Below are 25,197 nucleotides of genomic sequence, written 5' to 3'. Positions count from 1 at the left end.
GCGCGCGGTTTCCGGGGGCGCTGTGACCCGTCGGACTCAACCGGTCGCAGGCCGTCGCGGCCCTCAGAGGTCGCGGCCGATCGCCAGGAATTTTTCGCGGCGTGCCTGGCGCAGCGCCTTGGAGTCCAGCTCCGCCAGCTCGCCGAAGGCGGCGCGAAGCCGTTCGGCAGCCGTGTCGATGGCCTCGGCTGGCGCGCGGTGCGCCCCGCCGAGCGGCTCCTCGACGATCTCGTCGATGACGCCGAATTCCTTCAGGTCCTGGGCGGTGATCTTCATCGCCGAGGCGACGTCCCGCGCCCGCGTCGCGTCGCGCCACAGGATCGAGGCGCCCGCCTCAGGCGAGATCACCGAATAGATGGCGTTCTCCAGCATCAGGACCCGGTTGGCCGTGGCAATGGCGATCGCCCCGCCGGAGCCGCCCTCGCCGATCACCAGCGAGACCAGCGGCACCTCGAGGTTCAGGCAGGTCTCGGTGGACCGCGCGATCGCCTCGGCCTGGCCGCGCTCCTCCGCGCCGATGCCGGGATAGGCGCCCGCCGTGTCGACCAGCGTCAGCACCGGAATGCCGAAACGCTCGGCCATCTCCATGATGCGCACCGCCTTGCGATAGCCTTCCGGCCGCGCCATGCCGAAATTGTGCTTCAGCCGGGTCTGGGTGTCGTTGCCCTTCTCCTGGCCGATCACCGCGATCGACTGGCCGTCGAAACGGCCGAAGCCGGCGATGATCGCGTGGTCCTCGGCATAGTAGCGGTCGCCGGCCAGCGGCACGAAGTCGGTGATCAGCCGGTTGACGTAGTCGAGACAGTGCGGCCGGTCCGGGTGGCGCGCGACCTGCGTGCGCTGCCAAGGCGTCAGCTTGCCGTAGAGCTCGGCCAGCGCGTCGCGCGAGCGCTTCTCCAGCCGCTGGATCTCCTCGGTCACGTCGACCGCGTTCTCGCCGGCCTCGATCTTCTTCAGTTCGAGGATCTGGCCTTCCAGATCCGCGACCGGCTTTTCGAAATCCAGATAATTGTGCATGCGTCCTACGGCTGCGCCGACGATGGGAGATCAGGGCGGAGGCGCCGGCAGGCCGACCGCTGGGCGGCTTTGGCGGCGCGCGTCGATGCGACCGCTTCGCCGCCCCGCCTGCGGCGGGAGTTCGCGGCGGAAACTGGCGATGGGCTGCCGGCTTGTCAAGCAAGCGCTGCGGGCAAGAAGACGGGTCGGCTTGTCGCTGCCGTTCACGTCTCCCGCGCGAGCGCCGACAGCGGGTGATGGTCGGTGACGAGGCGGACCAGCCGCTCCTCGAGAACGTGGGTATAGATCTGCGTCGTCGAGATGTCGGAATGGCCGAGCAGTTCCTGCACGGCCCGAAGGTCGGCGCCGTTCTTCAGGAGATGGCTGGCAAAAGCGTGGCGGAGGACGTGCGGCGAGATCTTCGCGGCAGGGATGCCCGCGCGGGCGGCGAGCGCCTTGAGGTCGCGAGCGAAGGCCTGGCGGGTCAGATGCCCGGCCTCCGAGACCGCGGGAAACAGCCAGCGCTCGTCGGGCCTGATGCCGGCGGCGCGCATCGCTTCGGCGAACCTCAGAAGCGCGTCGGCGGCGGCCTCGCCGATCGGCACCATGCGCTCCTTCTCGCCCTTGCCCTTCACGACGATCGCGCGGGCGGTCGTGCGCAGCACCGAGCGCGGCAGCGAGACGAGCTCGGAGACGCGCATGCCGCTGGCATAGAGCAGCTCGACCAGCGCATGCAGCCGCGCCGCCCGAAGATGCGCGGCAGGCGAGAGACTGCCGTCCTCGGCCTCCGCCGCCGCCCGGTCGAGCAGCCGGTCGACCTCCTCCTCGCTCATCACCTTCGGCAGCGGCCGCTTCTTCTTCGCGCCCTCGATGGGTCCGGTCGGATCGTCGCCGCGCAAGCCCTCGGTATAGAGGAAGCGGAAGAACTGGCGCAGCGCCGAGAGGCGGCGCGAGCGGCTGGTCTCGGCAAAGCCGCGGGCGGCAAGCGCCGCGACATAGGCCCGGATCCCGTCCGTATCGGCAGTTTCCAGCGAAACGCCGCGCGCGGCGAAGAAGCCGGCGGCGTCTTCGAGGTCCCGCCGATAGGCGGCGACGGTGTTGTCCGAGGCGCCGCGCTCGACCGCCATCATCTCCAGGAAGGATTCGATGTCGAGCCCGGCCCGGCCGTTGCCTCGCGCCCCGGCGGCACTCATTGCGCGGGGGCTCCCGCAGCGGCGGGGGTGCCGGTGAGCGTGGCGGTCGATTCCGGCTGCAGCTGCGGCAGCGGCACGGTGACCGTCACCTCGCGCCGCGTCGGCTCGACGAAGTAGACGAGCGCAGCCATGATGCCGTAGATGATGGCAACGATGATGGCGAGTGTCGTCAGAAGGCGTAGAAGGGTCGGCATCGCGGTCTGGCGGATTCACTCCCGGTGGGGGCGTTCGAGGATCGTCGGGTCGCTTCTAGAGGGAATGGCCGGGGACGCAAGCGGCCCGACCGCGAACCATCCCGATAGCACGCCGAGTTTGAAGAAACCTTGTCCGCAGCCCATGGCCGGACGGCACAGCGGAAGGGCGATGAGCGGCGAAGGCGCAGCGAAGCATTTGGACAGCGTGCAGGATCGGCTGGGGCGGCGCTCCGTCGTTCTGATCGGACTGATGGGAGCCGGCAAGACGACCGTCGGCCGCAAGCTCGCCTCCCTCGTCGGACTGCCGTTCCGCGATTCCGACGCCGAGATCGAGGCCGCCTCGCGCATGAGCGTGCCCGAACTGTTCGAGGCCTATGGCGAGCCGGAATTCCGCGCGCTGGAGGCCCGGGTGATCGCCCGTCTCACGCAGGAAGGTCCGCAGGTTCTGGCGACCGGCGGCGGTGCCTATATGCGGGAGGAGACGCGGCTTCTCTTCCGGACCTGCGCGGTGACCGTCTGGCTGAAGGCCGACCTCGACACGCTGATGGAGCGCGTCTCGCGCCGGCAGAACCGACCGCTTCTCAAGAACGACAATCCGAGAGAAGTCATGCAGCGCCTGATCGACATCCGCTATCCCGTCTATGCCGAGGCCGATCTGACGATCGTCTCGCGCAATGTCAGGCGGGAGGTGGTGGCGGAGGAGATCGTCGCGGCGCTCGACCGTCATCTCGCAACGGAGTCCGCCCGATGAACCATCCCCTCACCGGTGCCTCGGCCGAACAGCTGGCTCTGCGTCGCACCGTCGAGGTCTCGCTCGGCGCCCGCTCCTACGACATCCTGATCGGGCCCGGCCTCATCGACGCCGCCGGCGAGGAGATCGCAAGGCGCCTGCCTCAGAGCCGCGCCGTCGTCGTCACCGATCAGATGGTGGCGAACCTGCATCTGGAGCGCCTGAGGATCGCGCTGCGCAGCGCCGGCATCGACCATTCCGAGATCGTCCTGCCGGCGGGAGAGACGACCAAGTCCTTCGCGCATCTGGAACGGCTGGTGGACGGGCTGATCGCCGCCAAGCTCGAACGCACGGATGCGGTCGTCGCGCTCGGCGGCGGGGTGATCGGCGATCTCGCGGGCTTTGCGAGCGCGATCATGAAGCGTGGCTGCCGCTTCGTGCAGCTGCCGACGACCCTGCTCGCCCAGGTCGACAGCTCCGTCGGCGGCAAGACCGGGATCAACACGCCGCGCGGCAAGAACCTCGTCGGCGCCTTCCACCAGCCGGCGCTGGTCCTCGCCGACACCGCCCTCCTCGACACGCTGACCCCCCGCGAATTCGCGGCCGGCTATGCCGAGGTCGCCAAATACGGGCTGATCGACCGGCCGGACTTCTTCGCCTGGCTGGAACGCAACCGCGAGGCGATCTTCGCCGGCGGCGCCGAACGGACCGAGGCAATCCGGGTCAGCTGCCAGGCCAAGGCCGACGTCGTCGCCGCCGACGAGCGCGAGACCGGGGCGCGGGCGCTGCTCAATCTCGGCCACACCTTCGGCCACGCGCTGGAAGCGGCGGTGAAGTACGATCCCGCCCGGCTCGTCCATGGCGAGGGCGTGGCGATCGGCATGGTCCTGGCACACCGGTTCTCGGCCGAGCTCGGCCTTTGCGGCGGTGCCGAAGCCGAGCGCGTCGCCGCGCATCTGGACGCGGCGGGCCTGCCGACCCGGATCGGCGCCATCCCGGGCGCTGCCCTTGATCTCGACACGCTGATGCCGGCGATCGCGCAGGACAAGAAGGTAAAGCGCGGCCGGCTGACCTTCATCCTGACGCGGGGGATCGGAGAGGCCTTCGTCGCCGACGACGTCGACCCCGCCGCCGTCCGCGCCTTTCTCGCCAGGGAGCTTGCGCGATGACGACCGGGCTCTGGGTCTATGTCGGGATCGTCGTCCTGCTGATCTGCATCTCGGCCTTCTTCTCGGGCTCGGAGACGGCGCTGACCGCCGTCTCGCGCGCCCGGCTGATGAGCTACGAGAAGAACGGCGATGCCCGCGCCGGGATCGTCCAGCGGCTGATCGAGAAGAAGGACCGGCTGATCGGGGCGCTCCTGATCGGCAACAATCTCGTCAACATCCTGGCCTCGTCGCTGGCCACCACCGCCTTCATCGGCCTGTTCGGCGAGACCGGCGTCGTCTACGCGACGATCGCGATGACCATCCTCGTCGTCATCTTCGCCGAGGTTCTGCCGAAGTCGGCGGCGATCGCCAGCCCGGACGGCTTCGCCCTCACCGTGGCGCGACCGGTGCAGCTGGCCGTCGCCGCCTTCACGCCGCTGACGGCAGCGGTCAACTTCATCGTCCGCAAGATCCTGACGATCGCCGGCATGAATCTCGATTCCGGCGCCTCGCTGCTCACCGCCCACGAGGAGCTGCGCGGCGCCGTCGAGGTGCTGCACCGCGAGGGCGCCCTCATCAACGCCGACCGCAACCGGCTCGGCGGTCTTCTCGACCTGCACGAGCTGGAAGTCTCCGACGTGATGGTCCACCGCACCGGCATGCGCCAGGTGAACGCCGACGATCCGCCGGCCGACATCGTCCGGCAGATCCTGGAAAGCCCCTATACGCGGCTGCCGGTCTGGAAGAACCACTACGACAACATCGTCGGCGTGGTGCACGCCAAGGATCTCCTGCGGGCGCTGCACGAGGTCGACAACGACCCGTCCAAGGTCAACATCCTGAAGATCTGCGCCAAGCCCTGGTTCGTGCCGGAGACGACGACGCTGCAGGATCAGCTGAACGCCTTCCTGCGGCGCAAGACGCATTTCGCCATCGTCGTCGACGAATATGGCGAGGTGGAAGGGCTGATCACGCTGGAGGACATCCTGGAGGAGATCGTCGGCAACATCGCCGACGAGCACGACGTCGAGATGCAGGGCGTCCGGACCGAGGCGGACGGCTCGGTGGTCGTCGACGGCCAGGTGCCGATCCGCGACCTCAACCGGGCGCTCGACTGGAACCTGCCGGACGAGGAGGCCGTGACGATCGCCGGCCTCGTCATCCACGAGACCCAGACGATCCCCGAGGAGCGCCAGGCCTTCACCTTCTTCAACAAGCGCTTCACCGTCCTGAAGCGCGAGAAGAACCGCATCGCCCAGCTGCGCATCCGGCCGGCCACCGTGCTCGTCCCGCCGAAGAAGGGCAGCGCGATCCAGGCGACGTCGGGCCCGACGGTGCTGATGCCGGAGGAGGACGAGATGCTCGAGGAGATCGAGAGCGAGGCGCCGACGGGAGCACTGGACGAGGATCCGGGCAACGCCGCACTGCTCGGCGCCCTGGCCGCCGAGGATCGCACGCCGCCGGCAGAGGCGGACGGCGGCGACCGGCGGCGCGAGGACGAGCAGGGGCAGGCCGGGTCGGAGGACGGAGGAAGTCAGCCGAGCGGGCGAAGCGGTTAGGGACCCCGGCCCGCGCTCAAAGCGCCGCGATCGCGCCGAGCGCTAGGCAGCCGTCTCCTGATCGGGCTCCGGCTCGGCTCGACCGGCAGGCTCGATCGTCAGGCGAAGCCCCATCGCCGCCAACATCCTCGCCACCGTCTCGAAGCGCGGATGGCCGTCCCGGCTGAGCGCCCGGTAGAGGTTTTCGCGGCTCAGCTCGGCGTCGTCGGCGATCCGGCTGATCCCGCCCGCCTGAGCCTTGGCGACATGACGAATGCCTTCCTGAAACAGTTCCAGGTCACCACTCTCCAGGAATTCGGCGAGATAGGCTGCGGCATTCGTAGGATCGCGCAGCAAGTGATCGTATTTCTCGAACTCGAATGGCTTGCTCGCCGCAGTCATGACCGCCGCCTCCTGTCATAGTCTGTGAAATAGGCCTTCGCATGAGCGATCGCGCGTCGCTGCTCGCCTTTTCCCGAGCCGGCGAGAAGGAGAACGACGGTTCGACCGACGAGGGCGTAATAGATGCGGAACCCGCCGCCCGAGTGAATGCGCATTTCGCGTATGCCGTTCGAGTCGGCGAGCGATTTCCAGTCTCCGAAGTTGCCGAGCGACGCCCGGCGGATCCGCGCGACGATCTGCGATCTGATCTGGTCGCTCTTCAGGCCGTCGAGCCACTCCTGAAACGGCACCGCCCCGTCTTCCGTCTGGTAGACCTCGATCTGAAACGGCTCCATGGCTCCGAGTGTAGCTTAAGCGCTACATAAGGCAAGCGACCTCGCCGTCCCGACCGAAGCGCGGCCTGCGAGGCAAATCCCGGACCGTCGCGCTCAGTGTCCCACTTCCCTCCGCAGCCCGTGCCGTTGGATTCCTATGCGTTGACGCTCGTCACGGTCGCCCGTCCCGCGACGCCACCACCGTCGGAACGGCGCAGCCGAGCGGCTCGTGATAGCCCTCCGGATGGATGTTGGCGTTGATGTTCTCCACCATCGGCACCAGCGCATGGGACGAGAAGCGTCGCTTGAGGTGCCTGACGTCGCTGGTGCCGACCGAGACCAGCACCGTATAGGCCTTGGTGAAGGTGATCAGCGTGATCTGCCGGTTGTCGTCCGAGGTGCCGGTCTTTCCCGCGACTTCCTGGATGAAGCGGCTGCCGCGGGCGGTGCCGTCCGGCCCGGTCACCGCGGCGAGCATCGTCTGCAGCGTATCGAAGCCGGCGATGAGCTTCGGATCGTCCGGCAGCGGCTTCGGCCGCTGGCGCATCACCACCGTCTGCGTGCGCCGGTCGCGCGCCTCCTCGATGATCAGCGGCGCGTTGGAAACCTGGCCGCAGCTGGCGATCGTCACATAGGCGTCGAGAAGATCCATCAGGTCGACCGGCTCGGCGCCGAGCGCCAGAGAGCGGGCCGGCGCGCCGGCAAAGCGGAAGTCGGTGTCCATGCGCTTCAGGACCGCATTGGCACAATCCGGGCCGAACTCGCTCAGCAGCCGCACGAAGGGCGGGTTGCGGCTCTTCGCCAGCGCGGTCTGCAGGCTGATCCTGCCGAGATAATGCCGGTCGTCGTTGCGGACCGGCGGGACCCCCACGGCGGTGTCGAGGACAGCGGTCGTTTGCGTCCAGCCATGCGACACGATCGCGCAGAGCGCCTCCAACGGTTTGACGGAGGATCCGGGATAGATGCGGGCCCCGGCCGGGGCGACCATCGCCTTGATCCCGCCGGTGCGGTTGTCGACGACCACCGCCGTCAGCCGGTCGTAGCCGGCCCGCTCCAGCCGCGGGTAATAGCTGTCGATCGCGCTCTCGAGATAGAGCTGGATCTCCGACGAATAGGTGGTGACGACGTCGAGCGTGCGGTCGGCGTCGCCGAGGGCCGAGGAAAGGCGGCGGATGGCGAAGTCCCGCGCCGGCCCGAACTGGTCGCTGAGCCGGGACGTGTCGTCGAAGGCATGGGCGGCGAAGCGGCGGGGCAGGTCCGGGTCCGCCACCGCCTTGGCCGTCAGCGTCTGCGGCGTGACGCCCATCGCCAGGAGCAGCCGGCGGGCCTCGACCATGTTGACCGGCTTGGTCGGGTTGCCTCCCGTCGGGTTCTTGATCGTGACGGCGAGGCTCGCCGCCATGTCCGGGGTGAAGGCGACCTTCTGCCAGCGCCCGGCCTTCTTGAAGGAATAGCCGAAATAGTATCGGGCCGCGGCCTCGATCCCCTTCGTGCCGTGCCCCATGAAGGGCGTGTTGAAATAGAACTCCAAGAGCTGCTTCTTGGAGAAGTGCCACTCCAGCCAGAGCGCGATGGCGAGTTCGTCGACCTTTCGCCTGAGGTCGTGGCGGTCGCCGACATAGAGCTGCTTGGCGAGCTGCTGGGTGATCGTCGAGCCGCCGCGCGGGTCGCCGCCGAACTGGCTCAGCACCGCCTTGCCGACCGCGATCGGATTGAAGCCGAAATGCCAGAAGAACCAGGAGTCCTCGCTGGTCAGGATCGCTCTGCGCATGACCGCGGGCACGTCGGCGTAATCGACATACATCATCTCCTCGGTCGGCGCGTCGAAGGGCTGCGCCTCGTGCTCGGGCAGATGGACGATCAGCTTGTTGGCGTGGACGCGCTCCACGGTCAGCGCGACCGAGGCACCGTACTGGCGGGCGACGAGGTTCACCCAGCTGTAGACGAGCGCGAGGCCCGAGGTGAAGAGGAGGAGAAGGAAGACGAGCGCCAGCGAGACCACCGGGAAGCGTCGGCCTGAAGTCTCGCTCATTCCCGCATCCCGCTCTCAACCGATCGTTAACCCTGTCGATATGGGCGGATGGGGATGGGGCCGCAATATGACGACCGATCACGGATCGTCGGCGGCGAACGACGGACGGACGAAGGACGCCGCTTCCGGCGGGGTCGGCTGCGACGCCTGCATCAGCGCCGCTTGAGCCGATGCTCGGCGCCGAGATAGCTGCGCTGCCAGTGGAGCGGCAGGAGAGCCGTGAAGAGGACGAGCAGCGCCGCGAGGGCGGCCGCGGCCCACAGCGCCGGGACGGGCTCGGCGAGCTGCAGGAGCGTCCCCGTGACGGCGCCGGCGAACATTCCGCCCCAGGGGATCAGCTGGATGAGGAAAGCGGTGCGCGGTTCGCCGGTGAGCCAGCGCCCGAGCCCCTTGCCGAAACGCGACAGCGCGCCCGTGACGTAGGTCAGACCGACCGGATGGCCGGCGACGCCCTCGACCGCCGCATTCATCACTCCCATCGCCAGCACGACCGGCAGCAGCACCGGGACCGAGGCGACCATGCCCCCGTCGGCGAGCGCGGAAAGTCCGATGAGGATCGAGACGCCGAGGAGCAGCGGCCACAGGCGGTAGCCGACCGCGGCCGCCAGCATGACGCCGGCGGCGTTACCGGCGACGAACACCGTGAGGATCGCCGCGACCTGCAGGACGTCGATGCCGCGCCCTTCGCCGACGGCGATCGCCAGCCGCGTCGTGTTGCCGCTCATGAAGGAGAGGAAGTTGCCGCCGAGGATGAAGCCGATGGCGTCGCTCATCCCGCCGAGGAAGGACAGGAGCGCCACCAGCACGAGGCCGGTGACGGTGCGGCTGCGCTCCAGGCTGAGCGTCTGCCTCACGTCCGGTCGTTCGCCCAGCGCACCGCTTCGCCGGGCGCCGCGGCCTCGATCGCCAGCGCGTGCACCCCGCCCGAGAGCTCGTCCTTCAGGAGTTCGTTGATCGCCCGGTGGCGCGCGACGCGCGACTGGCCCGCGAAGGCGTCGCTGATCAGCCGGATGCGGAAATGCGTCTCGCCCGAGCCGTCGAAGGCGGCGTGATGGCCGCTGCCCTCGTGGTGGTGGCCGGCATGCAGATGGCTCTCGTCGATCACGATCAGCCGCTCGGGCCTGAACGCGTCGGTGAGCTTCTGCTCGATCGTCGCCTTGGTGGTCATGCTTCGTCTCTCCTCGATGCGGGGACACGGGGGATCTGGAAGCTCCACTGCGAAGCTTGCGCGGAGCCGCCGAACCCCCTTGAATTTCGGGCTTTTTCCGGTCTGTCAATTCTTGTTCGCACTGCGGCGGGGCACCATAATCCGCCTGATGAAACTCGACTCCAAATATTTCGACTCGATCCGGGTCAACGGCAAAGGCGGGAGCAAGGCGGGAGGACGCCGGCCCAGCGAACCGCCGCGCGCGCCCGAATGCGCCTGGGAGGGCTGCAACGAGGCCGGCCTCTACAAGGCGCCGATGGGGCGCGATCACGAGGGGCAGTACCTCAACTTCTGCGTCGACCACGTCCGCCAGTACAACAAGTCGTACAACTACTTTTCCGGGCTGAACGACGAGGCGATCCAGCGCTATCTGAAGGATTCGCTGACCGGCAACCGGCCGACCTGGACGATGGGCCACAACGGCGCCCAGCCGGCCTCGGCTCGCGCCCGCACCGCGCGCAGCTGGAAGGGCGGTGCGCGCGATCCGTTCAATCTCTTCGGCGAGGACGGGGCGCGGCGGCCGGAGCCACGGCGGCGCAAGGTGCGGCCCTTGGAGGAGAAAGCCTTCGAGACCATGGATCTCGCCCAGGAATCGTCTGGCGAAGACATCCGCCGGCGCTATAAGGAACTGGTCAAGCAGCTGCATCCGGACGCCAACGGCGGCGATCGCGGCACCGAGGACCGGCTGCGGGACGTCATTCAGGCCTACAAGCTTTTGAAGCAGTCGGGTTTTTGCTAAGCGCTGGGGATCAAGTCCCCGTCCCGCCGCAGCGGAGTCCGCGACCGTCTCGAAGCGCAGGCCTCTTCATCCACCCTTCGGGCAGTCTGCGAGCGTCCTGGGGATGACGGAAAACGAGCAGGCGCGCGGCATCTGAAAGGCCCGCGCCCTTGGAGGTATGATGAGTGCAGCGGAACAGGAAGTGGCAGCCCTGCCGGACGCCACGATCTCCGTCCGCGAAACCTTCGGTTTCGACAGCGACCTGACCGTTCCGGCCTATTCGACGGCCGACCAGCACGTGCCGGAGATCGATCCGGACTATCTGTTCGACAAGCCGACGACGCTGGCGATCCTCGCGGGCTTCGCGAAGAACCGCCGCGTCATGGTCTCGGGCTATCACGGCACCGGCAAGTCCACCCATATCGAGCAGGTGGCGGCGCGGCTGAACTGGCCCTGCGTGCGCGTCAACCTCGACAGCCACGTCTCCCGCATCGACCTCGTCGGCAAGGACGCGATCACCGTGCGCGAGGGCATGCAGGTCACCGAGTTCCGGGACGGCATCCTGCCCTGGGCCTACCAGCACAACGTCGCCCTGGTCTTCGACGAGTACGACGCCGGGCGCCCGGACGTGATGTTCGTGATCCAGCGCGTGCTGGAATCCTCCGGCCGGCTGACCCTGCTCGACCAGAGCCGCGTCATCCGCCCACATCCGGCTTTCCGCCTGTTCGCGACCGCGAACACCGTCGGCCTCGGCGACACCACCGGCCTCTATCACGGCACGCAGCAGATCAATCAGGCGCAGATGGACCGCTGGTCGATCGTGACGACGCTGAACTACCTGCCGCACGACCACGAGGTCGGCATCGTCGCCGCCAAGGCGAAGAGCTTCGCCAATGCGGAAGGACGCAAGGTCATCGGGCAGATGGTGCGCGTCGCCGACCTCACCCGCTCGGCCTTCGTCAACGGCGATCTGTCCACCGTGATGAGCCCGCGCACGGTGATCACCTGGGCCGAGAATGCCGAGATCTTCGGCGACGTCGGCTTCGCCTTCCGCCTGACCTTCCTCAACAAGTGCGACGACCTGGAGCGGCCGCTGGTCGCCGAGTTCTACCAGCGCGCGTTCGGGGAGGAACTGCCGGAGTCGAGCGCGAACATCGTGCTGGATTGACGAAAATGTCGGCCGGCTGATGGGGAAGACGATCGAAAGGATGCGAGCCAATCCGAAGGCGGATTGGCAGATCCGCGACGTCGAAAAGGCCTGTCGGGAGTCAGGGGCAGAATGTGCCCCGCCGCCGGGAGGCGGCTCGCACTATTATGTCAAATTGGCCGGGCGCCAGAATCGGCTGACGATTCCGGCGCACAAGCCTATCAAACCGTATTATATTCGTCAGCTGGTGCGATACTTGGACGGTTGACGCAACGGAGACTGCGGTATGGATAGCATCACTCTTTCGGACGGATCGCCATTCAATCCGCACGCGTATGCTGTGACGGTGAGGCCGCTGTCAGAAGAGGATGGGGGCGGGTTCCTCGCGACGATCTCGGACCTTCCCGGTTGCATGGGCGATGGTGAGACAGAGATGGAGGCTATTGCCGATGTTCGGTCTGCCGCCAGAAGCTGGGCTGAAGGCGCTCTGAAGGACGGTGAGACGATACCTGAACCGTCTCACTTGAGTTTGGAAGCCGCCGAATAGGCGCTTCACCCGATCCGGGCGTGGATTGGCGGGAGCGAGCCCGCTGCGTTGGCGGACCAAATAGGACCGCTTGAATCAGCCGCCCTCACCGATACAGCTTCGCGAGCGCCGTCATGTTCTCCGCCACGAGGCCCTCCGCGATCGCCCGCTGGAAGGTTTCGTGCACGTGCTGCACCAGCGGCGCCTTGTCCTCGCCGGCGAGCGCCAGGGCGTAGCGGAAGTCCTTGTCGATCAGCTCGACCGGGAATTTCGGCGAGAAGTCGCCCTTGATCATCGTCGAGGTGAGATAGCCGAAGTTCGGCGCCCAGACCGACGTCTGCGAGATCGCGTCGACGGCGGTCTGCGTGTCGACCGGCGCCCGGTTCAGCATGGCGATCACCTCCGCCCAGGCGGCGACGTTGACGCCGAGGATGGCGTTGGTCGCGAGCTTCACCGTCGCGCCGTCGCCCCAGTCGCCGACCCGCTGGAAGCTCTTGCCGAGCGGCTTGAGCACAGGCTCGGCGCGGTCGATGGCGTCTTTCTTGCCGCCGAGGAAGAAGACGAGGCCGGCGTTCTCCGCCTGCGGCAGCGTGCCCGACACCGGCGCCTCGACGAGATCGACGCCCTTCTCCGAAAGCTTCGGGCCGAGTTCGCGCACCCACTTCGGCTGCAGCGTCGAGATCTCCACCGCCGTCTTGCCGCGCGCCATGCCGGCCAGGGCGCCGGTCTCGGCGTCGAGCCAGACCTCGCGCGAGGCCTCGTCGTTGGCGACCATGGCGAGCACGAAGTCGGCCGCTTCGCCGGCCTCGCGCGGCGATTTCACCGCCTGCGCGCCGGCCTCGACGAGAGGCTTGGTCTTTTCCGGGCTGCGGTTCCAGACGACGAGGTCCGCGCCGCCGTCGACAAGGTTCTTCGCGAGGCGCGAACCCATCGCGCCGAGGCCGAGAAATGCGATCTTGGGCATGATGATCTTCCGGTTGTTGGTGAGCCGCCCGGCGCCCGGTCGTCTGGCGCATCGTCGGCGGCGGTCGGGGACGTAACTCTGCCGGAGCGCCGCGATTTCAAGCGCCGAGCGGCACGGGCCTATCGTCGCGGCGAAGGATCGCAGCGTCGTCCCCCGCGCCGCGGCGTCTGCGGATGTGCAGTCCGGGCCGCCGCCGCCTGCAGCAATTTCGCACGCCGGGCACCCTCTCCCTTGCCGCCGGGCGCCCCTGCGGCCTATCTGTTCTCCCATGAGCAAGATCGGCGACAACAAGCGCCCACCGACGCAGAAATCCACCGACCGCGAACCCTTCCGCCGCGCCATCGCCGGCGCGCTGCGGGCGATCGCGGGCGAGCCGGAGATGGAGGTCACCTTCGCCTCCGAACGGCCGGGCCTCGCCGGTAACCGGGCGCGCCTGCCCGACCTGCCGAAGCGCACCACGAAGAACGACGTCGCCGTCACCCGCGGCCTCGCCGACGCGATGGCGCTCCGCAAGGCGCGGCACGACAGCCGCCTGCACGCCAACCTCTCGCCGGAAGGGCGCGGGGCGCGCGCGGTCTACGACGCCGTCGAGCAGGCCCGCTGCGAGGCGATCGGCGCCAACGCCATGCGCGGGGTCGGCGACAATCTCGCCTCCATGCTCGAGGACAAGTATTTCCGCTCCAACCTCTCCGAGGTCACCGACAAGGCCGAGGCGCCGATCGAGGACGCCGTCGCGCTGATGGTGCGCGAGAAGCTGACCGGACGCCCGGTTCCCGAGAGCGCGCGGGCGCTCGTCGACGTCTGGCGCGACTTCGTTGAGGAGAAGGCCGGGGCGAAGTTCGAGAAGCTCTCCGAGACGCTGGAGGATCAGGACGCGTTCGCCCGCGCCATGCGCGACATGCTGGTGTCGCTGGAGATGGCGGAGGAGCTCGCCGAGGAGAACCAGTCCGAGGACAGCGACGAGGACGAGGAACAGGGCGACAACCAGAGCCGCGACAACGAGGAAGGCGGGTCCGAGAAGGATTCCGGCGCCGAGGACGCGCAGGCCGAGGAAAGCGAGAACGAGGGCGAGAACGAGGAGACGGCGGAGGCCGAATCCTCCGAGGTCACCGCCGAGGACCCGGTCGACGACGACACGCAGGATACCGAGACGCCGGGCGAGTCGCGCCGGCCGAACCAGCCGCTGAACAACCAGATGGGCGATCTCGACTACCGCGTCTTCGCGACGCAGTTCGACGAGATGGTCGGCGCCGAGGACCTGTGCGACGAGGCCGAGCTCGATCGCCTGAGGGCCTTCCTCGACAAGCAGCTCGCGACGCTATCCGGCGTCGTCGGGCGGCTCGCCAACCGGCTGCAGCGGCGCCTTATGGCGCAGCAGAACCGGTCCTGGGACTTCGACCTCGAAGAGGGCTATCTCGACACCGCGCGGCTCACCCGCATGGTCACCGACCCGATGCAGCCGCTCTCCTACAAGATGGAGCGCGACACCGAATTCCGCGACACGATCGTCACCTTGCTGATCGACAATTCCGGCTCGATGCGCGGCCGGCCGATCACGGTCGCGGCGACCTGCGCCGACATCCTGGCCCGCACGCTGGAGCGCTGCGGCGTCAAGGTCGAGGTGCTCGGCTTCACGACGCGGGCCTGGAAGGGCGGGCAGTCGCGCGAGGCCTGGCTGAAGGCCGGCAAGCCGGCGAAACCCGGCCGGCTGAACGATCTGCGCCACATCGTCTACAAGAGCGCCGACGCGCCCTGGCGGCGGGCGCGGCGCAATCTCGGCCTGATGATGCGCGAGGGGCTGCTGAAGGAGAACATCGACGGCGAGGCGCTGATCTGGGCGCACAACCGCCTGCTCGCCCGGCCCGAACAGCGGCGCATCCTGATGATGATCTCGGACGGCGCGCCGGTCGACGATTCCACCCTGTCGGTGAACCCCGGCAACTATCTGGAGCGGCACCTGCGGGCGGTGATCGAGGAGATCGAGACGCGCTCGCCGGTCGAGCTCCTGGCGATCGGCATCGGCCACGACGTCACCCGCTACTATCGCCGCGCCGTCACCATCGTCGATGCGGAAGAGCTCGCCGGGGCGATGACCGAGCAGCTCGCCGATCTCTTCGAGGACGAGGGGGCCGGTCGGGGTCGCGGCGGCTCTCGCCGGCGCGTTGCGGGCGGACGCCGGTAACGCGCCGCCGGCCTTCTGCCACGCCGCCTCGTAGCGGCAACCGCCTCGCGGCCGAGGCCAGGCGCCGGCGCCCGGTCAGCGCGCAGCGGTCGCCGGGACCCGGTAGGGCATGAACTGCTGCATGATGATGCGGTAGGGCACCAGCGCGAAGACCGCGATCATCAGCTTCACCGAAAAATCGCCCATCGCCCAGGAGATCCAGCGCGGCGCCTCGACCGCATAGACGCCGAAGAGCCTGGCGCTCTGCAGCGCGAAATCGTCGTTCGGCCCGACGAAGACGAACAGCGGCGCAAAGGCAACGGAGAAGAAGGTCAGCGTGTCGATGACCGAGCCCGACAGCGAGGACGCCGCCGGCGCGCGCCACCAGCTCTCCTGCCGCAGCCGGTTGAACACGGCGATGTCGAGGAGCTGCGCCATCAGGAAGGCGGCACCGGACGCCACCGCGATCCGGAACAGCCGGTCGCCGCTGGTCGGGAACTGGAGGAGGCCGAGATCGAAGAGCAGCGGCGGCGCGACCAGCGAGGCGAGAACCGCGGTGACGAAGCCTGCGAACACCACGCGGCGGGCGATCCGCGGTCCGAATCGGCGGTTGGTGAGGTCGGTCACCAGGAAGGCGAAGGGATAGGTGAAGGCGCCCCAGGTGAGGACGTCGGCGAGCTGCAGCCCGCCCACCTGCCCGAACACCGGATACTGGACCAGCACGTTCGAGGCGAGGACGATCAGCGCCATGGCTGCCACGGGCAGCGAATAGGTCTTGAGGCTCGGCATTTTTTTATCCTGGGTGATGGAACCAGCAGAAACCGGCGCGCCGCATCGGGCGCCCGGTCTCAGGCATGCTGCATGGTGTCAGGCGAAGCGCGGCAGGGGCCGCGCACGGCCTCAGGCGGCGGCGGGCTCGGCCGTCTCGGCGAGCTTCTTGGCGACCTGGCGCTTCAGGAGCCGGGCGCGCTGCGACAGTTCGCTCTCGTCGGCCTTGATCAGGAAGGCGTCGAGGCCGCCGCGATGCTCGACCGAACGCAGCGCATAGGCCGAGACCCGCAGGCGGTAGCTCTGGCCGAGCGCGTCGGAGATCAGCGTGACGTTGCACAGGTTCGGCAGGAAGCGGCGACGCGTCTTGTTGTTCGCGTGGCTGACATTGTTGCCGGACTGGACAGCCTTGCCGGTGAGTTCGCAGGCGCGTGACATCTCATCACCTTTCAGAGTAATCTAATGCTCAACACGACGCGCCGCCGAAATCGGCGCGATCATCGCTGTCGGGCATGATCGGAAAGTCGTCGGGCTCTATAGTCCGAGACTGCGAAAGCGTCAACCCGCGGCCGATATCGCGATCGTGTCCCGCAGCGCCACAAAACGGTCCCGTTTCGGCCCGCAACCGATCCTCAGCCCCACGCCCCTCCCCCTCAGTCTCTCGCTCCTGGAATCATCCGGATGAAACTTCCGCGGATCGCCCTCGCACTGGCCTCACAGATCGCCCTGACGCCCATCGGCAGCGCCGGAGCGAGCGCCGAGACCAAGACCGTCACCACCGACTACGGCATGGCGATCATCGGTCTCCTGATCGGCAAGGCGTCTTTCGACACCGTGATCGACGGCAGCCGGTTCAGCGTCGACGGCCATCTGTCCTCGGCCGGCCTCGGCGCGCTGGTGTCCGAGACCAAGGGCACCAGCCATGTGTCCGGCCGGTTCGGCAGCGGGGGCTTCTCGGCCCAGCGCTACGGTCTCGACTATACGAGCGACTCCAAGCGCTGGAAGAGCGACGTGCGCTTCAACGATGGTCGCGTCACCTTTGCCAGTGTCAGTCCCAAGCGCAGCAAGCACGAGAAGCCGACCTACATCCCCGTTGAGAAGAGCCAGCTCGCCGCGGTGGTCGATCCGCTCAGCGGCATGATGATCAAGACCACGAATCCCGCCTCGGTCTGCCAGCGGACCTTGCCGCTGTTCGACGGGTGGTCGCGGCTCGACCTCGAGCTGTCGCCTGGCGGAAGCAACAGCTTCAAGATGCCCGGGTACAACGGCCCTGCCACGGTGTGCGAGGCGCGCATCGATCCGGTCAGCGGCTACGATACGGCGTCGAAGGGGCTGAAGTTCCTGAAGGACCAGACCATCCAGCTGTGGTTCGCGCCGATCGCGCAGAAGGACGTCTTCGTGCCGGTCTACGCCCGCATCCCGACGACAATCGGCCCGCTGACGCTGCAGGCGCTGTCGGTCGCGGTGAAATAGCCCGCTCGCGGCAGAGCGGCCCGCGCGGCCGGCGACCGCAGCCGGCCGACGCGCTTCAGACGAGGGCGGCGACGCGCTGCTTCAGGACCGGCAGAAGCTCGGCTTCGAAGAACGGGTGGCGCCGCAGCCAGCCATTGTTGCGCCAGGACGGATGCGGCAGCGGCAGAACCGGCGCGTAGGCGCCGCCGCCTGCGAGGACGGCGCGCCAGTCGGCGACGGTCTCGGCCAGCGGCCGGCGGCGCCCGATGATGTGGAAGTCCTGCGCGTAGAGGCCGATCGCCAGGATGAGCTCGACCTGCGGCATCGCCCGCATGACCTGCTCATGCCAGGTGGCGCGGCATTCGCGGCGCGGCGGCCGGTCGCCGCCCTTGGCGTCGTTGCCGGGAAAGCAGAAGCCCATCGGCAGGATCGCGACGCGCGCCGGGTCGTAGAAGACGTCCGGACCGATCCCCATCCACTCCCTCAGCCGCCTGCCGGACGGATCGTTGAACGGCGTGCTGGTCTTGTCGGCGAGATTGCCCGGCGCCTGGCCGGCGATGAGAAGCCGCGCGGTGCCGGAGATCGCCAGGATCGGGTTCGGCTCGATCGGCAGCGGCTCGCCTGCCGGCGAATCGCGGCAGATGCGGCAGGCGCGGATACGCCGATAGAGCGCTTCCGGTGTCTCGCGGGGCACGGGAACGGGGTCGGCCGGGCGGACGCCTGATTCCCGGTCGCGTCCCGCGGACTCGTGCCCGGCGCCTGCGGGCGCGGTCGATGCTGCGGTTCGGCAGCCGTCATCACGCGTCACGGCCTCATCATCTCCATCTCGATCTGCAGGCCGGCCGGTCGTGCTGCCGCGGTCCCCGGGACGGCGGGGCCGGCTGCGAGAAGGCTGCGCAGGCTGCTCCCATGCATCGCGAAAGCTGCAAGGAGACCGGCGCATCCACAACCATTCCGATCTTTCAGGTTCTTTAAGGCATTTCTTTAAGCTTCTCGAAACAGAATGGGCACCGTCCGAATGCGAAGACAGCCAGTTGTACGAGTTTCATGTCCATCGCAGCACCGCCCACATATGAGTTCGCCCTTCGCCGCGGGCGCAATCGCGACCTCGCTCAGACGGTGCGGGCGACACGCGAGCGGCTGTCGACGCGCGGCGGCCTCGCACCGCGATTCGATCGCGAACTGCTCGCCCAGCATGCCGCTGCGCTGCGGGCGATGGCGGTCGTCCTGCCGCTCCCGGTCATGCTCACGGGCTTCGGCCTGTCGCTGTTCACCGGCCCGCTGGCCGCCTCGCTCTGGACCACCTTCTCGCTCGCCGCCTATCTGGCGCTGGTCGTCCTCGCCCATCGGTTTTCGAGCCAGCCGGTCGAGAGCGTCGATCCTCCGCGCTGGCGGCTGTTCTTCCTGCTCGGCCATGCCGCGGCTGGGCTGTGCTGGGCGTATCTCGCGAATTTCGACTGCGCCGCCTGCACGCCGATGCGCTTCGACATCTTCCAGTTCACCGTGCTCTTCCTCGCCATCGCCTCGACCGCGATGATCTCGTCGAGCCTGAAAGCCGCGGTGCCCCTCACCTTCGCGGTGCCGGTCGCGCTTCTGTGCTGGGGCATGATCGCCGATCCGCAACCGGCGCGCCTGGCGATGAAGGCCGTTCTCGTCGGCGCCGTGCCGTTCTTCGCGGTCGTCGCGGAGATCCTGCGCCGCAGTGCCATCCAGCGCATCGCCTACCAAGCCGACAAGGACGAGCTGATTGCCGAGCTGGAGACCGCGCGGCTCCTGTCCGAGGAGGCGCGCCGCCGCGCCGAGGACGCCAACTCCGCGAAGTCGCAGTTTCTCGCCACGATCAGCCACGAGCTGCGCACGCCGCTCAACGCCATCCTCGGCTTCTCCGAGGTTATGACCCACGAGATCCTCGGCCCGATCGGCACCGACGCCTACAAGGAATATATCGGCGACATTCACGCCTCGGGCCAGCATCTCCTCGGCCTGATCAACGAGATCCTCGACCTGTCGCGCATCGAGGCGGGGCGCTATGCGCTGAACGAGGAGGCGGTCGAGCTGGTGGCCATCGCCAAAGACTGCCTGGCGATCCTGAGGATCAAGGCCGAGGCGAAGGATCTGCGGCTGCGCGCCGAGTTCGAGCCGGACCTGCCGGCGCTCTGGGCCGACGAGCGCGCCGCCCGGCAGGTGATCATCAACCTTCTCTCCAACGCCGTGAAGTTCACCCCGCGCGGCGGCGAGATCGTGCTGCGCGTCGGCTGGACCGCCGGCGGCGGCCAGTATGTCTCGATCCGGGACAACGGTCCGGGGATTCCCGCGGAGGAGATCCCGATCGTCCTTTCCTCCTTCGGACAGGGGTCGAGCGCCATCAAGAGCGCCGAACAGGGAACCGGGCTCGGCCTGCCGATCGTCCAGGCGCTGATGAAGCTGCACAACGGCAATTTCGAGCTGCTGTCGCGCCTGCGCGAAGGCACGGAGGCGATCGCTATCTTCCCGCCGTCACGCGTCCTCGAGGCGATGCCGGCGCTCGACGACTATCCCTGATCCCGCAGCCGCGGCGGCGAAGGACGTCGGAGGCAGCGCAGGCCTTACCCCACCTCGCCGGCGTCTGCGGTGACCGACAGGCGTCCGATGAGGTCGCCCGCGATCCGGGTCGCCGCGCCCGCCGCCATCGCCATCTGCGGCAGGAGCATCCATTCCAGGGTCCAGGCGGCGCCGGAGCGCTCGTTCTCGTGGACCAGCGCCTGGTGCAGGCCGGAGACGAGCGTCGCGTTGAAGCGCGCCAGCGTCACCAGAACCTCGGCGCCGACCGGGTTGTTCTTGTGCGGCATCGCCGAGGAGCCGCCGCCGCCTTCGAGCTTCAGCTCCCCCACCTCGTTCTGCAGGCTCAGCGCCGCGTCCTGCCCGAACTTGCCGAGCGCGCCGGTGATCAGCGACAGCCAGCTGCCGAGTTCGGCAATGCCGTCGCGCTCCGAATGCAGCGCCGTCGGCGCCTCGTAGAGGCCGAGCGTCTGGGCGACCTGCCGGGCGATGGCGTCCGCCGCATCGCCGTAGCCGGCGCGGTCGCCGACGGCGCCGCCCATTCTCAGCGCGAAGGCGCGCGGCGCGATCTCCTCCCGACGCAGCCGGCAGCGCACCAGCGGATCGGTCCAGGAGGCGATCTTGCGGGCAAAGCGCACGGGCTTGGCCGCCTGCATGCGCGTATGCGCCATGACCACCCGCTCGCCGTCGCGAAGGCCCCAATCCGAGAAGGCGTCGACGATCGCCTCCAGCCGCCGGTCGAGCACCAGCGAGGCGCCCTGCAGCCGCATCGCCATCGACGCATCGATCACGTCCTGGCTGGTCGAGCCCTTGTGCAAGGCCTGGGCGACGTCCGGATCGAGGCTGCTGCGAAGCTGCTTCAACAGGCCCGGCACCACGAGGCCGTCATGCGCGGTCGCCTGCGCCAGCGCGTCGAGGTCCGGGGAGAAGGCTTCCAGTCGCGCCCGGACGGCTTCGGCGGCTTCCGACGGAATCATCCCGGCCTCCGCCTCGGCCTCGGCCAGCGCCGCCTCGAAGGCCAGCATCGCGTCGATCTCGGCGGCGGCGGTGAAATAGGTCGCGAGTTCCTCGTCGCCGACGAGGCCGGACAGGATCGGATGGTCGAAGGCCGAGGCGCTCATGGGACGCCTCCTTCGAACACCGACTGCGCGAAGTCCTCCACCAGCGCCGCCGTCGCCTCCGGCTGCTCGATGCACGGCAGGTGACCGGCACCGGCGATGATCTCGAACAGCGCGCCTTCGATCAGCTCCGAGGTCGAGCGCACGAGATCCGGCGGCGTCGAGCCGTCCTGATCGCCGACGACGCAGAGGACCGGCAGAGCGAGCTCCCGCGCTTCCTCGGTGTAGTCGGCGTCGCGCAGCGCCGCGCAGCTGCCGAGATAGCCCTCGACCGGCGTGCGCGTCAGCATGTTGGCATAGCCGGTGAAGGCGGGATTGTCCGGCCGCCGATAGTCCGGCGTGAACCATCGCTCCAGGATCGGGCCGGCGAGAGCGGCGATGCCGCCCGCCTCGATCGCCTCGATGCGCTCGTTCCAGGACTGCGGCGTCCCGATCTTGTGCGCCGTGTCCATCAGGACGAGCCCGGCGAGCCGCTCCGGCCGGTCGGCGGCATACCCCTGCGCGATCATCCCGCCGATCGACAGCCCCACGACGAGCGGCTTGTCGAGACCGACATGATCGATCAGGGCGGCGAGGTCGGCGACGTGCGTCGCCATCGCGTAAGGCGCGGGCGTCGCCTCGGAGAGGCCGTGGCCGCGCTTGTCGTAGCGCAGGATCCGGAAGCTGCCGGACAGCCGCGCGACGACGTCGTCCCAGATGCGGAAATCGGTCCCGAGCGAATTGATCAGCACCAGCGCCGGCGCGCCGGCCTCGCCCTCGAGCCTGTAGTGGACGACGATCCCGTTGACGCGGGCAAACGGCATTGCGGCGACTCCTTCCCCTGCTTCCGGTCCGCGATGATAGCGGCGGCGACCGGCGAAGAAAGGGCACGCGCCCGCCGGCAGGATCTGCGGGCCTTTTCCGGGCGCCGCAATCCTGCTAGCGGCGGGTCAAATGGCCGTTGGGCGTTTATCGGAAGGTGGCGAAATGTTCCTGAGCTGCGGCGACTCGCTGTTCGACCTGTTTTCCGACGCGGGCGACGACGTCGCGTCGATCGCCCTCGCCGGCAGGGTCGGGGGATCGGCCCTCAATGCCGCTCTCGGCCTCGCACGGCTCGGGCATCGCTCGGCCTATTTCTCGAAGATCTCCGGCGACCTCTTCGGCCAGCGCATCCGCGCCTTCATGGAGCGCGAAGCGATCGACCAGCGCTTCCTGATCGCGACCGATCGCAACACGACGCTCGCCGTCGTCTCGCTGGGCGCGGACGGCACGCCCCGCTACTCCTTCTATATCGAGGGAACCGCCGACCGCTCGATCTCGCCGGACGAGGTGCCGACCCTGCCGGACGAGGTGACGGCGATCCATATCGGCGGGTCCTATTCGACGGTGACGGAGCCGACCGCCTCCGCCCTCGCCCGTCTCGTCCGCGAGGAAGCCTCCCGCCGCTTCATCTCCTACGATCCGAACATCCGCGCCTCGGTCGTGCCCGACCTCGACGTCTGGCGCGCCAAGGTCGCCGAACTCGCGCCGCATGCCGCCGTCGTCAAGGCGAGCGAGGAGGACCTAGAGCTTCTGTTCCCCGGCCGCAGCATCGACAGCGTGCTCGCAGACTGGATCGGCGCGGGCGCGGCGATGGCGGTGGTGACGCGAGGGGGAGCGGGCGCCGTCGTCCGGTCCGCCGGCGGCGTCGAAGCGGCAATTCCGGGCCGCGCGGTCACGGTCGTCGACACCGTCGGCGCCGGCGACACCTTCCAGGCGGCGCTCCTCGCCTGGCTGCAGGAACGCGGCCTGCTGTCCCGCGACGCCCTCCTGTCGCTCGACAGAGGCGCGGTCGAGGATCTCGTCGGCTTCGCCGTCTCGGCCGCCGCCGTCACCTGCTCGCGGCGCGGCGCCGACCTGCCCCGGCGAGACGACCTCGGCCTTCCGCCGCTAGGCTGAACCGGCGGCGCAAGCGAACCCGGCGGCGGCCTGACACGGAACAGCATCGCTCGCAAAAATGAAGCCGGCCGGATCGAGCGATCCGGCCGGCTTTCCATTTCCGTCTCGTCCGGCCCCGGTACCTGCCGGGGCCGTCGGATCACACGAACCGCTTAGTTGAAGCGGTAGGAGGCCTTGGCCCAGACCGTGTGGAAGTCGAGATCGTTGTTGTTCGAATTGCTGCTGAAGCTGACGGTGTTGGCACCGTTCGTGCCGGTGATCGTCTGCTTGTTCGAGCCGAGATTGGTGTAGAGATACTCGACGCCGAAGGAGAGATGCTGCGTCGCGAGGTAGTCGACGCCGCCGCCGACGGAATAGCCGAAGTCGGCCTTGTCGCCGCTCGTTCTGAAATTGTAGCCGGCGTAGTTGCCGCCCGCCGGGTAGGTCGTCTTGTTGTCGACGCCGGCATAGGCGAGACCGCCCGAACCGTAGACGAGCAGGCTGTCGAAGGCATAGCCGAGACGGCCGCGGACCGTGCCGAAGTAGTTGAGGTCGCTCTCGGTCGAAAAGGTGCCGCCGCCCACGGTGTAGGAGCGCTTCTCCTTGCCGTCGATGTAGTTGATGTCGGCGACCGCGCCGAGCACGAAGCCGTTCGAGAGCTCGTAGTCGTAGCCGACATGGGCGCCGCCGACGAAGCCGGCATTGTTGTCGTGCCCGAAGAGCCCGTTGTTGAAGGCGCCGTTGTTGCCCGGATCGAACACGGCGCCGTTGTCGCTGTTGCCGAAGGCGGCACCGGCCTGGCCACCGACATAGATGCCGGTCCAGGTCTTGGTCGTGGTCACCGGCTCGATGGTCATCGGAGCCGGAGCCGGCGGCTGCGGCGCGATGATGTCCGCGGCGAAGGCCGGCGTGACGAAGGCCGAGGCGGCCAGAAGCAGAAGAGCGCGTTTCATGACTGTACTCCAAATTCCGTCGCTTCCGCGACATCTGATCCGGCCTCTACGCCCGCGTGGGGGCCGGATGTGCGATACCCGTTCCAGCGGGTTCGCGAGGGGTTATGGGTCGCCGCCGTGCCGGAAACATGGCAGGACTGCGGTCTTCTCCGCTCTGTTGCCGGACTGCAACGGCCCGTCCGACCCACCAGAGCGTCGTAAACCCTTGCTAACCGCGGACCGTTGATTCTGTCTTAAAATCCATGGTTTACGCCGAAGCGGCGAACGCGCTCGCCGTTTACGAAGATGGCAACTTCAAGGCAGATTGTTTTCCTATCGTTACGGAAGGCATCCGACCCCGGCGCACCGCTTCCGGCCCCGTTGGACCCCGCTTCGCCCGCCTTTCGAGCCTTTCGCTCCCCGTTCCGCTCGATCGCACCGCTGCAAGCGCGGCCACATTTGCGCCGCCTTGATTGCAGCGCGAAGCACCCCACGGAAAAGTCGGCAGCCGCTCACGAATTGGTGTGACTGTCGGGCGTCCTCGCGCGGAGGGCTGGATCGCGGGTGCCCGCGCTTCCTCGCGCGCATCGGCGGACGCCCGGAGCCGGGAACGAATGCGGCCACGATGTCGCCCCCCGCAACCGTTGCCAATATCTGGAATCGTTCAATATGATCCGCGTGGTTGGGCCCATTGGCACCGATTCATTCGTGGAGGATCCATGCGTATCATCACTCTGGCCGCTGGCGCGGCCGTCGCTCTCGCCCTCACCTCGGGCGCGTATGCGCAGCAGGTCGGCGACGCGGCCGCAGGCAAGCAGGTGTTCAACAAGTGCCGCGCGTGCCACGCGATCGGCCCCGGCGCCAAGAATCGCATCGGCCCTTATCTGAACGGCGTCGTCGGCGAAAAGCCGGGCGAGCCGGCCAGCTACAATTTCTCCACGCCGTTCAAGCAGTGGGCGGCGGACAAGACCGCCTGGAACGAGGATCTGCTGGACAAGTGGCTGACCGATCCGCGGGCGGTGGTGAAGGGCACGAAGATGGTCTTTCCCGGCCTGAAGGACGAGAAGGACCGGATCAACGTGATCACCTATCTCGCGAGCTTCGACGCGGACGGCAAGAGCCAGGATCCGGCCGCTGCCCTGAAGGCGGCCGCGAGCAAGTAGGCGACGCGGCCTATCCCGCGCTGCAGATAGCTCCAGTCAATATGCAACGGCCGCCCATCG

27 protein-coding genes are annotated in these 25,197 nt (G+C 68.2%); 12 read left to right on the top strand and 15 right to left on the bottom strand.

From position 1 onward, the window contains the following. Window positions 1-63 precede the first annotated feature (63 nt). From AB5S17_RS08530 to AB5S17_RS08520, 3 genes are all read right to left on the bottom strand, one after another. Window positions 64-1,017 (bottom strand): acetyl-CoA carboxylase carboxyltransferase subunit alpha, encoded by a 954-nt coding sequence (locus tag AB5S17_RS08530; protein ID WP_369238184.1) that lies wholly within the window; start codon window positions 1,015-1,017, stop codon window positions 64-66. Window positions 1,018-1,220: 203 nt separating this feature from the next. Further along, a complete protein-coding gene (gene xerD / locus AB5S17_RS08525; protein WP_369238182.1) occupies window positions 1,221-2,189 on the bottom strand; it encodes a site-specific tyrosine recombinase XerD in 969 nt (322 codons plus the stop codon). Next, complete coding sequence (locus tag AB5S17_RS08520) at window positions 2,186-2,383, bottom strand: hypothetical protein (protein ID WP_369238180.1); 198 nt, start codon at window positions 2,381-2,383, stop codon at window positions 2,186-2,188. The genes xerD and AB5S17_RS08520 overlap by 4 nt, the downstream gene beginning before the upstream one ends. 169 nt (window positions 2,384-2,552) lie before the next feature. Here AB5S17_RS08520 and AB5S17_RS08515 point away from each other — a divergent pair, with 169 nt between their 5' ends. Genes AB5S17_RS08515 through AB5S17_RS08505 form a run of 3 tightly spaced genes read left to right on the top strand, consistent with a single transcriptional unit; the run spans window position 2,553 to window position 5,820 of the window. Then, entirely contained in the window at window positions 2,553-3,134 is a 582-nt protein-coding gene (locus tag AB5S17_RS08515; RefSeq protein WP_369238178.1) for a shikimate kinase, read from the top strand. After that, complete coding sequence (gene aroB / locus AB5S17_RS08510) at window positions 3,131-4,282, top strand: 3-dehydroquinate synthase (RefSeq protein WP_369238176.1); 1,152 nt, start codon at window positions 3,131-3,133, stop codon at window positions 4,280-4,282. The genes AB5S17_RS08515 and aroB overlap by 4 nt, the downstream gene beginning before the upstream one ends. Next, window positions 4,279-5,820, top strand: a complete 1,542-nt coding sequence (locus AB5S17_RS08505) for an HlyC/CorC family transporter (RefSeq protein WP_369238174.1) — start codon at window positions 4,279-4,281, stop codon at window positions 5,818-5,820. Before aroB ends, AB5S17_RS08505 begins: the two co-directional genes overlap by 4 nt. A gap of 42 nt (window positions 5,821-5,862) precedes the next feature. Here the strand turns inward: AB5S17_RS08505 and AB5S17_RS08500 are convergent, their stop codons facing one another. From AB5S17_RS08500 to AB5S17_RS08480, 5 genes are all read right to left on the bottom strand, one after another. Further along, window positions 5,863-6,201 (bottom strand): addiction module antidote protein, encoded by a 339-nt coding sequence (locus AB5S17_RS08500; protein WP_369238172.1) that lies wholly within the window; start codon window positions 6,199-6,201, stop codon window positions 5,863-5,865. Continuing rightward, window positions 6,198-6,536 (bottom strand): type II toxin-antitoxin system RelE/ParE family toxin, encoded by a 339-nt coding sequence (locus tag AB5S17_RS08495; RefSeq protein ID WP_369238170.1) that lies wholly within the window; start codon window positions 6,534-6,536, stop codon window positions 6,198-6,200. The genes AB5S17_RS08500 and AB5S17_RS08495 overlap by 4 nt, the downstream gene beginning before the upstream one ends. 151 nt (window positions 6,537-6,687) lie before the next feature. Further along, entirely contained in the window at window positions 6,688-8,547 is a 1,860-nt protein-coding gene (locus AB5S17_RS08490) for a transglycosylase domain-containing protein (RefSeq protein WP_369238168.1), read from the bottom strand. 152 nt (window positions 8,548-8,699) lie between these two features. Beyond that, window positions 8,700-9,401, bottom strand: coding sequence for a YoaK family protein (locus AB5S17_RS08485; RefSeq protein ID WP_369238166.1), 702 nt, complete (start codon window positions 9,399-9,401; stop codon window positions 8,700-8,702). Then, entirely contained in the window at window positions 9,398-9,715 is a 318-nt protein-coding gene (locus AB5S17_RS08480; protein WP_369238164.1) for a BolA family protein, read from the bottom strand. Before AB5S17_RS08480 ends, AB5S17_RS08485 begins: the two co-directional genes overlap by 4 nt. A 148-nt stretch (window positions 9,716-9,863) precedes the next feature. Between AB5S17_RS08480 and AB5S17_RS08475 the strand changes: the two genes are divergently transcribed. The 4 genes from AB5S17_RS08475 (at window position 9,864) to AB5S17_RS08460 (ending at window position 12,166) form a co-directional block, all read left to right on the top strand. After that, complete coding sequence (locus AB5S17_RS08475) at window positions 9,864-10,493, top strand: J domain-containing protein (RefSeq protein ID WP_369238162.1); 630 nt, start codon at window positions 9,864-9,866, stop codon at window positions 10,491-10,493. Window positions 10,494-10,653: 160 nt separating this feature from the next. Beyond that, entirely contained in the window at window positions 10,654-11,640 is a 987-nt protein-coding gene (gene cobS / locus AB5S17_RS08470; RefSeq protein ID WP_369238160.1) for a cobaltochelatase subunit CobS, read from the top strand. 19 nt (window positions 11,641-11,659) lie between these two features. Beyond that, window positions 11,660-11,887, top strand: coding sequence for a type II toxin-antitoxin system HicA family toxin (locus AB5S17_RS08465; protein ID WP_369238158.1), 228 nt, complete (start codon window positions 11,660-11,662; stop codon window positions 11,885-11,887). Window positions 11,888-11,905: 18 nt separating this feature from the next. After that, window positions 11,906-12,166: a type II toxin-antitoxin system HicB family antitoxin gene (locus tag AB5S17_RS08460; protein ID WP_369238156.1), complete on the top strand. Its 261-nt coding sequence runs from the start codon at window positions 11,906-11,908 to the stop codon at window positions 12,164-12,166. 85 nt (window positions 12,167-12,251) lie between these two features. Here AB5S17_RS08460 and AB5S17_RS08455 read toward each other — a convergent pair whose 3' ends face one another. Beyond that, the gene (locus AB5S17_RS08455; protein ID WP_369238154.1) at window positions 12,252-13,109 is read right to left on the bottom strand and encodes an NAD(P)-dependent oxidoreductase; all 858 of its coding nucleotides are present in this window, start codon (window positions 13,107-13,109) and stop codon (window positions 12,252-12,254) included. Window positions 13,110-13,377: 268 nt separating this feature from the next. Between AB5S17_RS08455 and cobT the strand changes: the two genes are divergently transcribed. After that, on the top strand, window positions 13,378-15,291 hold the full coding sequence (cobT, locus tag AB5S17_RS08450) for a cobaltochelatase subunit CobT (protein WP_369238152.1): 1,914 nt from the start codon (window positions 13,378-13,380) through the stop codon (window positions 15,289-15,291). A gap of 75 nt (window positions 15,292-15,366) precedes the next feature. On the opposite strand, the gene AB5S17_RS08445 is transcribed toward cobT, so the two are convergent. Together AB5S17_RS08445 and rpmB are read right to left on the bottom strand one after the other, a co-directional pair. Beyond that, window positions 15,367-16,059: a queuosine precursor transporter gene (locus AB5S17_RS08445; protein ID WP_369238150.1), complete on the bottom strand. Its 693-nt coding sequence runs from the start codon at window positions 16,057-16,059 to the stop codon at window positions 15,367-15,369. Between the two features lie 111 nt (window positions 16,060-16,170). Further along, complete coding sequence (gene rpmB, locus AB5S17_RS08440) at window positions 16,171-16,476, bottom strand: 50S ribosomal protein L28 (protein WP_369238148.1); 306 nt, start codon at window positions 16,474-16,476, stop codon at window positions 16,171-16,173. A gap of 243 nt (window positions 16,477-16,719) precedes the next feature. Here rpmB and AB5S17_RS08435 point away from each other — a divergent pair, with 243 nt between their 5' ends. Continuing rightward, the gene (locus AB5S17_RS08435) at window positions 16,720-17,511 is read left to right on the top strand and encodes a DUF3108 domain-containing protein (protein WP_369238146.1); all 792 of its coding nucleotides are present in this window, start codon (window positions 16,720-16,722) and stop codon (window positions 17,509-17,511) included. 55 nt (window positions 17,512-17,566) lie between these two features. On the opposite strand, the gene AB5S17_RS08430 is transcribed toward AB5S17_RS08435, so the two are convergent. After that, window positions 17,567-18,184 carry a uracil-DNA glycosylase family protein gene (locus tag AB5S17_RS08430; RefSeq protein WP_369238144.1) on the bottom strand — a complete coding sequence of 206 codons (618 nt, stop codon included), beginning with the start codon at window positions 18,182-18,184 and terminating at the stop codon, window positions 17,567-17,569. Between the two features lie 353 nt (window positions 18,185-18,537). On the opposite strand from AB5S17_RS08430, the gene AB5S17_RS08425 reads away from it, so the two are divergent. Beyond that, window positions 18,538-20,031, top strand: coding sequence for a sensor histidine kinase (locus tag AB5S17_RS08425; protein WP_369238142.1), 1,494 nt, complete (start codon window positions 18,538-18,540; stop codon window positions 20,029-20,031). Between the two features lie 44 nt (window positions 20,032-20,075). On the opposite strand, the gene AB5S17_RS08420 is transcribed toward AB5S17_RS08425, so the two are convergent. Both AB5S17_RS08420 and pcaD read right to left on the bottom strand, forming a co-directional pair. Next, window positions 20,076-21,149: a 3-carboxy-cis,cis-muconate cycloisomerase gene (locus AB5S17_RS08420; protein WP_369238140.1), complete on the bottom strand. Its 1,074-nt coding sequence runs from the start codon at window positions 21,147-21,149 to the stop codon at window positions 20,076-20,078. Further along, window positions 21,146-21,949, bottom strand: coding sequence for a 3-oxoadipate enol-lactonase (gene pcaD / locus AB5S17_RS08415; protein WP_369238138.1), 804 nt, complete (start codon window positions 21,947-21,949; stop codon window positions 21,146-21,148). The genes AB5S17_RS08420 and pcaD overlap by 4 nt, the downstream gene beginning before the upstream one ends. Before the next feature lie 163 nt (window positions 21,950-22,112). Here pcaD and AB5S17_RS08410 point away from each other — a divergent pair, with 163 nt between their 5' ends. Continuing rightward, window positions 22,113-23,063, top strand: coding sequence for a carbohydrate kinase (locus AB5S17_RS08410; RefSeq protein WP_369238136.1), 951 nt, complete (start codon window positions 22,113-22,115; stop codon window positions 23,061-23,063). 152 nt (window positions 23,064-23,215) lie between these two features. Here AB5S17_RS08410 and AB5S17_RS08405 read toward each other — a convergent pair whose 3' ends face one another. Further along, window positions 23,216-23,995 carry an outer membrane protein gene (locus tag AB5S17_RS08405; RefSeq protein WP_369238134.1) on the bottom strand — a complete coding sequence of 260 codons (780 nt, stop codon included), beginning with the start codon at window positions 23,993-23,995 and terminating at the stop codon, window positions 23,216-23,218. A gap of 698 nt (window positions 23,996-24,693) precedes the next feature. Between AB5S17_RS08405 and AB5S17_RS08400 the strand changes: the two genes are divergently transcribed. Next, entirely contained in the window at window positions 24,694-25,137 is a 444-nt protein-coding gene (locus tag AB5S17_RS08400; protein WP_369238132.1) for a cytochrome c family protein, read from the top strand. Window positions 25,138-25,197 lie beyond the last annotated feature (60 nt).

The organism is Jiella sp. M17.18 (assembly GCF_041027365.1).
Lineage (GTDB): Bacteria > Pseudomonadota > Alphaproteobacteria > Rhizobiales > Rhizobiaceae > VKMB-3413.
Note: the sequence above shows the minus strand (reverse complement) of the source record. Positions and strands in the feature narration are given on the sequence as shown.

Coding starts and splice junctions, on each gene's coding strand:
- AB5S17_RS08490 (WP_369238168.1), bottom strand. CDS start 8,547: ATGAGCGAGACTTCAGGCCGACGCTTCCCGGTGGTCTCGCTGGCGCTC.
- AB5S17_RS08420 (WP_369238140.1), bottom strand. CDS start 21,149: ATGAGCGCCTCGGCCTTCGACCATCCGATCCTGTCCGGCCTCGTCGGC.
- cobT (WP_369238152.1), top strand. CDS start 13,378: ATGAGCAAGATCGGCGACAACAAGCGCCCACCGACGCAGAAATCCACC.
- AB5S17_RS08455 (WP_369238154.1), bottom strand. CDS start 13,109: ATGCCCAAGATCGCATTTCTCGGCCTCGGCGCGATGGGTTCGCGCCTC.
- AB5S17_RS08480 (WP_369238164.1), bottom strand. CDS start 9,715: ATGACCACCAAGGCGACGATCGAGCAGAAGCTCACCGACGCGTTCAGG.
- AB5S17_RS08530 (WP_369238184.1), bottom strand. CDS start 1,017: ATGCACAATTATCTGGATTTCGAAAAGCCGGTCGCGGATCTGGAAGGC.
- AB5S17_RS08505 (WP_369238174.1), top strand. CDS start 4,279: ATGACGACCGGGCTCTGGGTCTATGTCGGGATCGTCGTCCTGCTGATC.
- AB5S17_RS08445 (WP_369238150.1), bottom strand. CDS start 16,059: ATGCCGAGCCTCAAGACCTATTCGCTGCCCGTGGCAGCCATGGCGCTG.
- xerD (WP_369238182.1), bottom strand. CDS start 2,189: ATGAGTGCCGCCGGGGCGCGAGGCAACGGCCGGGCCGGGCTCGACATC.
- rpmB (WP_369238148.1), bottom strand. CDS start 16,476: ATGTCACGCGCCTGCGAACTCACCGGCAAGGCTGTCCAGTCCGGCAAC.
- AB5S17_RS08400 (WP_369238132.1), top strand. CDS start 24,694: ATGCGTATCATCACTCTGGCCGCTGGCGCGGCCGTCGCTCTCGCCCTC.
- AB5S17_RS08410 (WP_369238136.1), top strand. CDS start 22,113: ATGTTCCTGAGCTGCGGCGACTCGCTGTTCGACCTGTTTTCCGACGCG.
- AB5S17_RS08460 (WP_369238156.1), top strand. CDS start 11,906: ATGGATAGCATCACTCTTTCGGACGGATCGCCATTCAATCCGCACGCG.
- AB5S17_RS08515 (WP_369238178.1), top strand. CDS start 2,553: ATGAGCGGCGAAGGCGCAGCGAAGCATTTGGACAGCGTGCAGGATCGG.
- AB5S17_RS08495 (WP_369238170.1), bottom strand. CDS start 6,536: ATGGAGCCGTTTCAGATCGAGGTCTACCAGACGGAAGACGGGGCGGTG.
- AB5S17_RS08500 (WP_369238172.1), bottom strand. CDS start 6,201: ATGACTGCGGCGAGCAAGCCATTCGAGTTCGAGAAATACGATCACTTG.
- AB5S17_RS08520 (WP_369238180.1), bottom strand. CDS start 2,383: ATGCCGACCCTTCTACGCCTTCTGACGACACTCGCCATCATCGTTGCC.
- AB5S17_RS08465 (WP_369238158.1), top strand. CDS start 11,660: ATGGGGAAGACGATCGAAAGGATGCGAGCCAATCCGAAGGCGGATTGG.
- AB5S17_RS08425 (WP_369238142.1), top strand. CDS start 18,538: ATGTCCATCGCAGCACCGCCCACATATGAGTTCGCCCTTCGCCGCGGG.
- cobS (WP_369238160.1), top strand. CDS start 10,654: ATGAGTGCAGCGGAACAGGAAGTGGCAGCCCTGCCGGACGCCACGATC.
- AB5S17_RS08475 (WP_369238162.1), top strand. CDS start 9,864: ATGAAACTCGACTCCAAATATTTCGACTCGATCCGGGTCAACGGCAAA.
- AB5S17_RS08405 (WP_369238134.1), bottom strand. CDS start 23,995: ATGAAACGCGCTCTTCTGCTTCTGGCCGCCTCGGCCTTCGTCACGCCG.
- pcaD (WP_369238138.1), bottom strand. CDS start 21,949: ATGCCGTTTGCCCGCGTCAACGGGATCGTCGTCCACTACAGGCTCGAG.
- aroB (WP_369238176.1), top strand. CDS start 3,131: ATGAACCATCCCCTCACCGGTGCCTCGGCCGAACAGCTGGCTCTGCGT.
- AB5S17_RS08435 (WP_369238146.1), top strand. CDS start 16,720: ATGAAACTTCCGCGGATCGCCCTCGCACTGGCCTCACAGATCGCCCTG.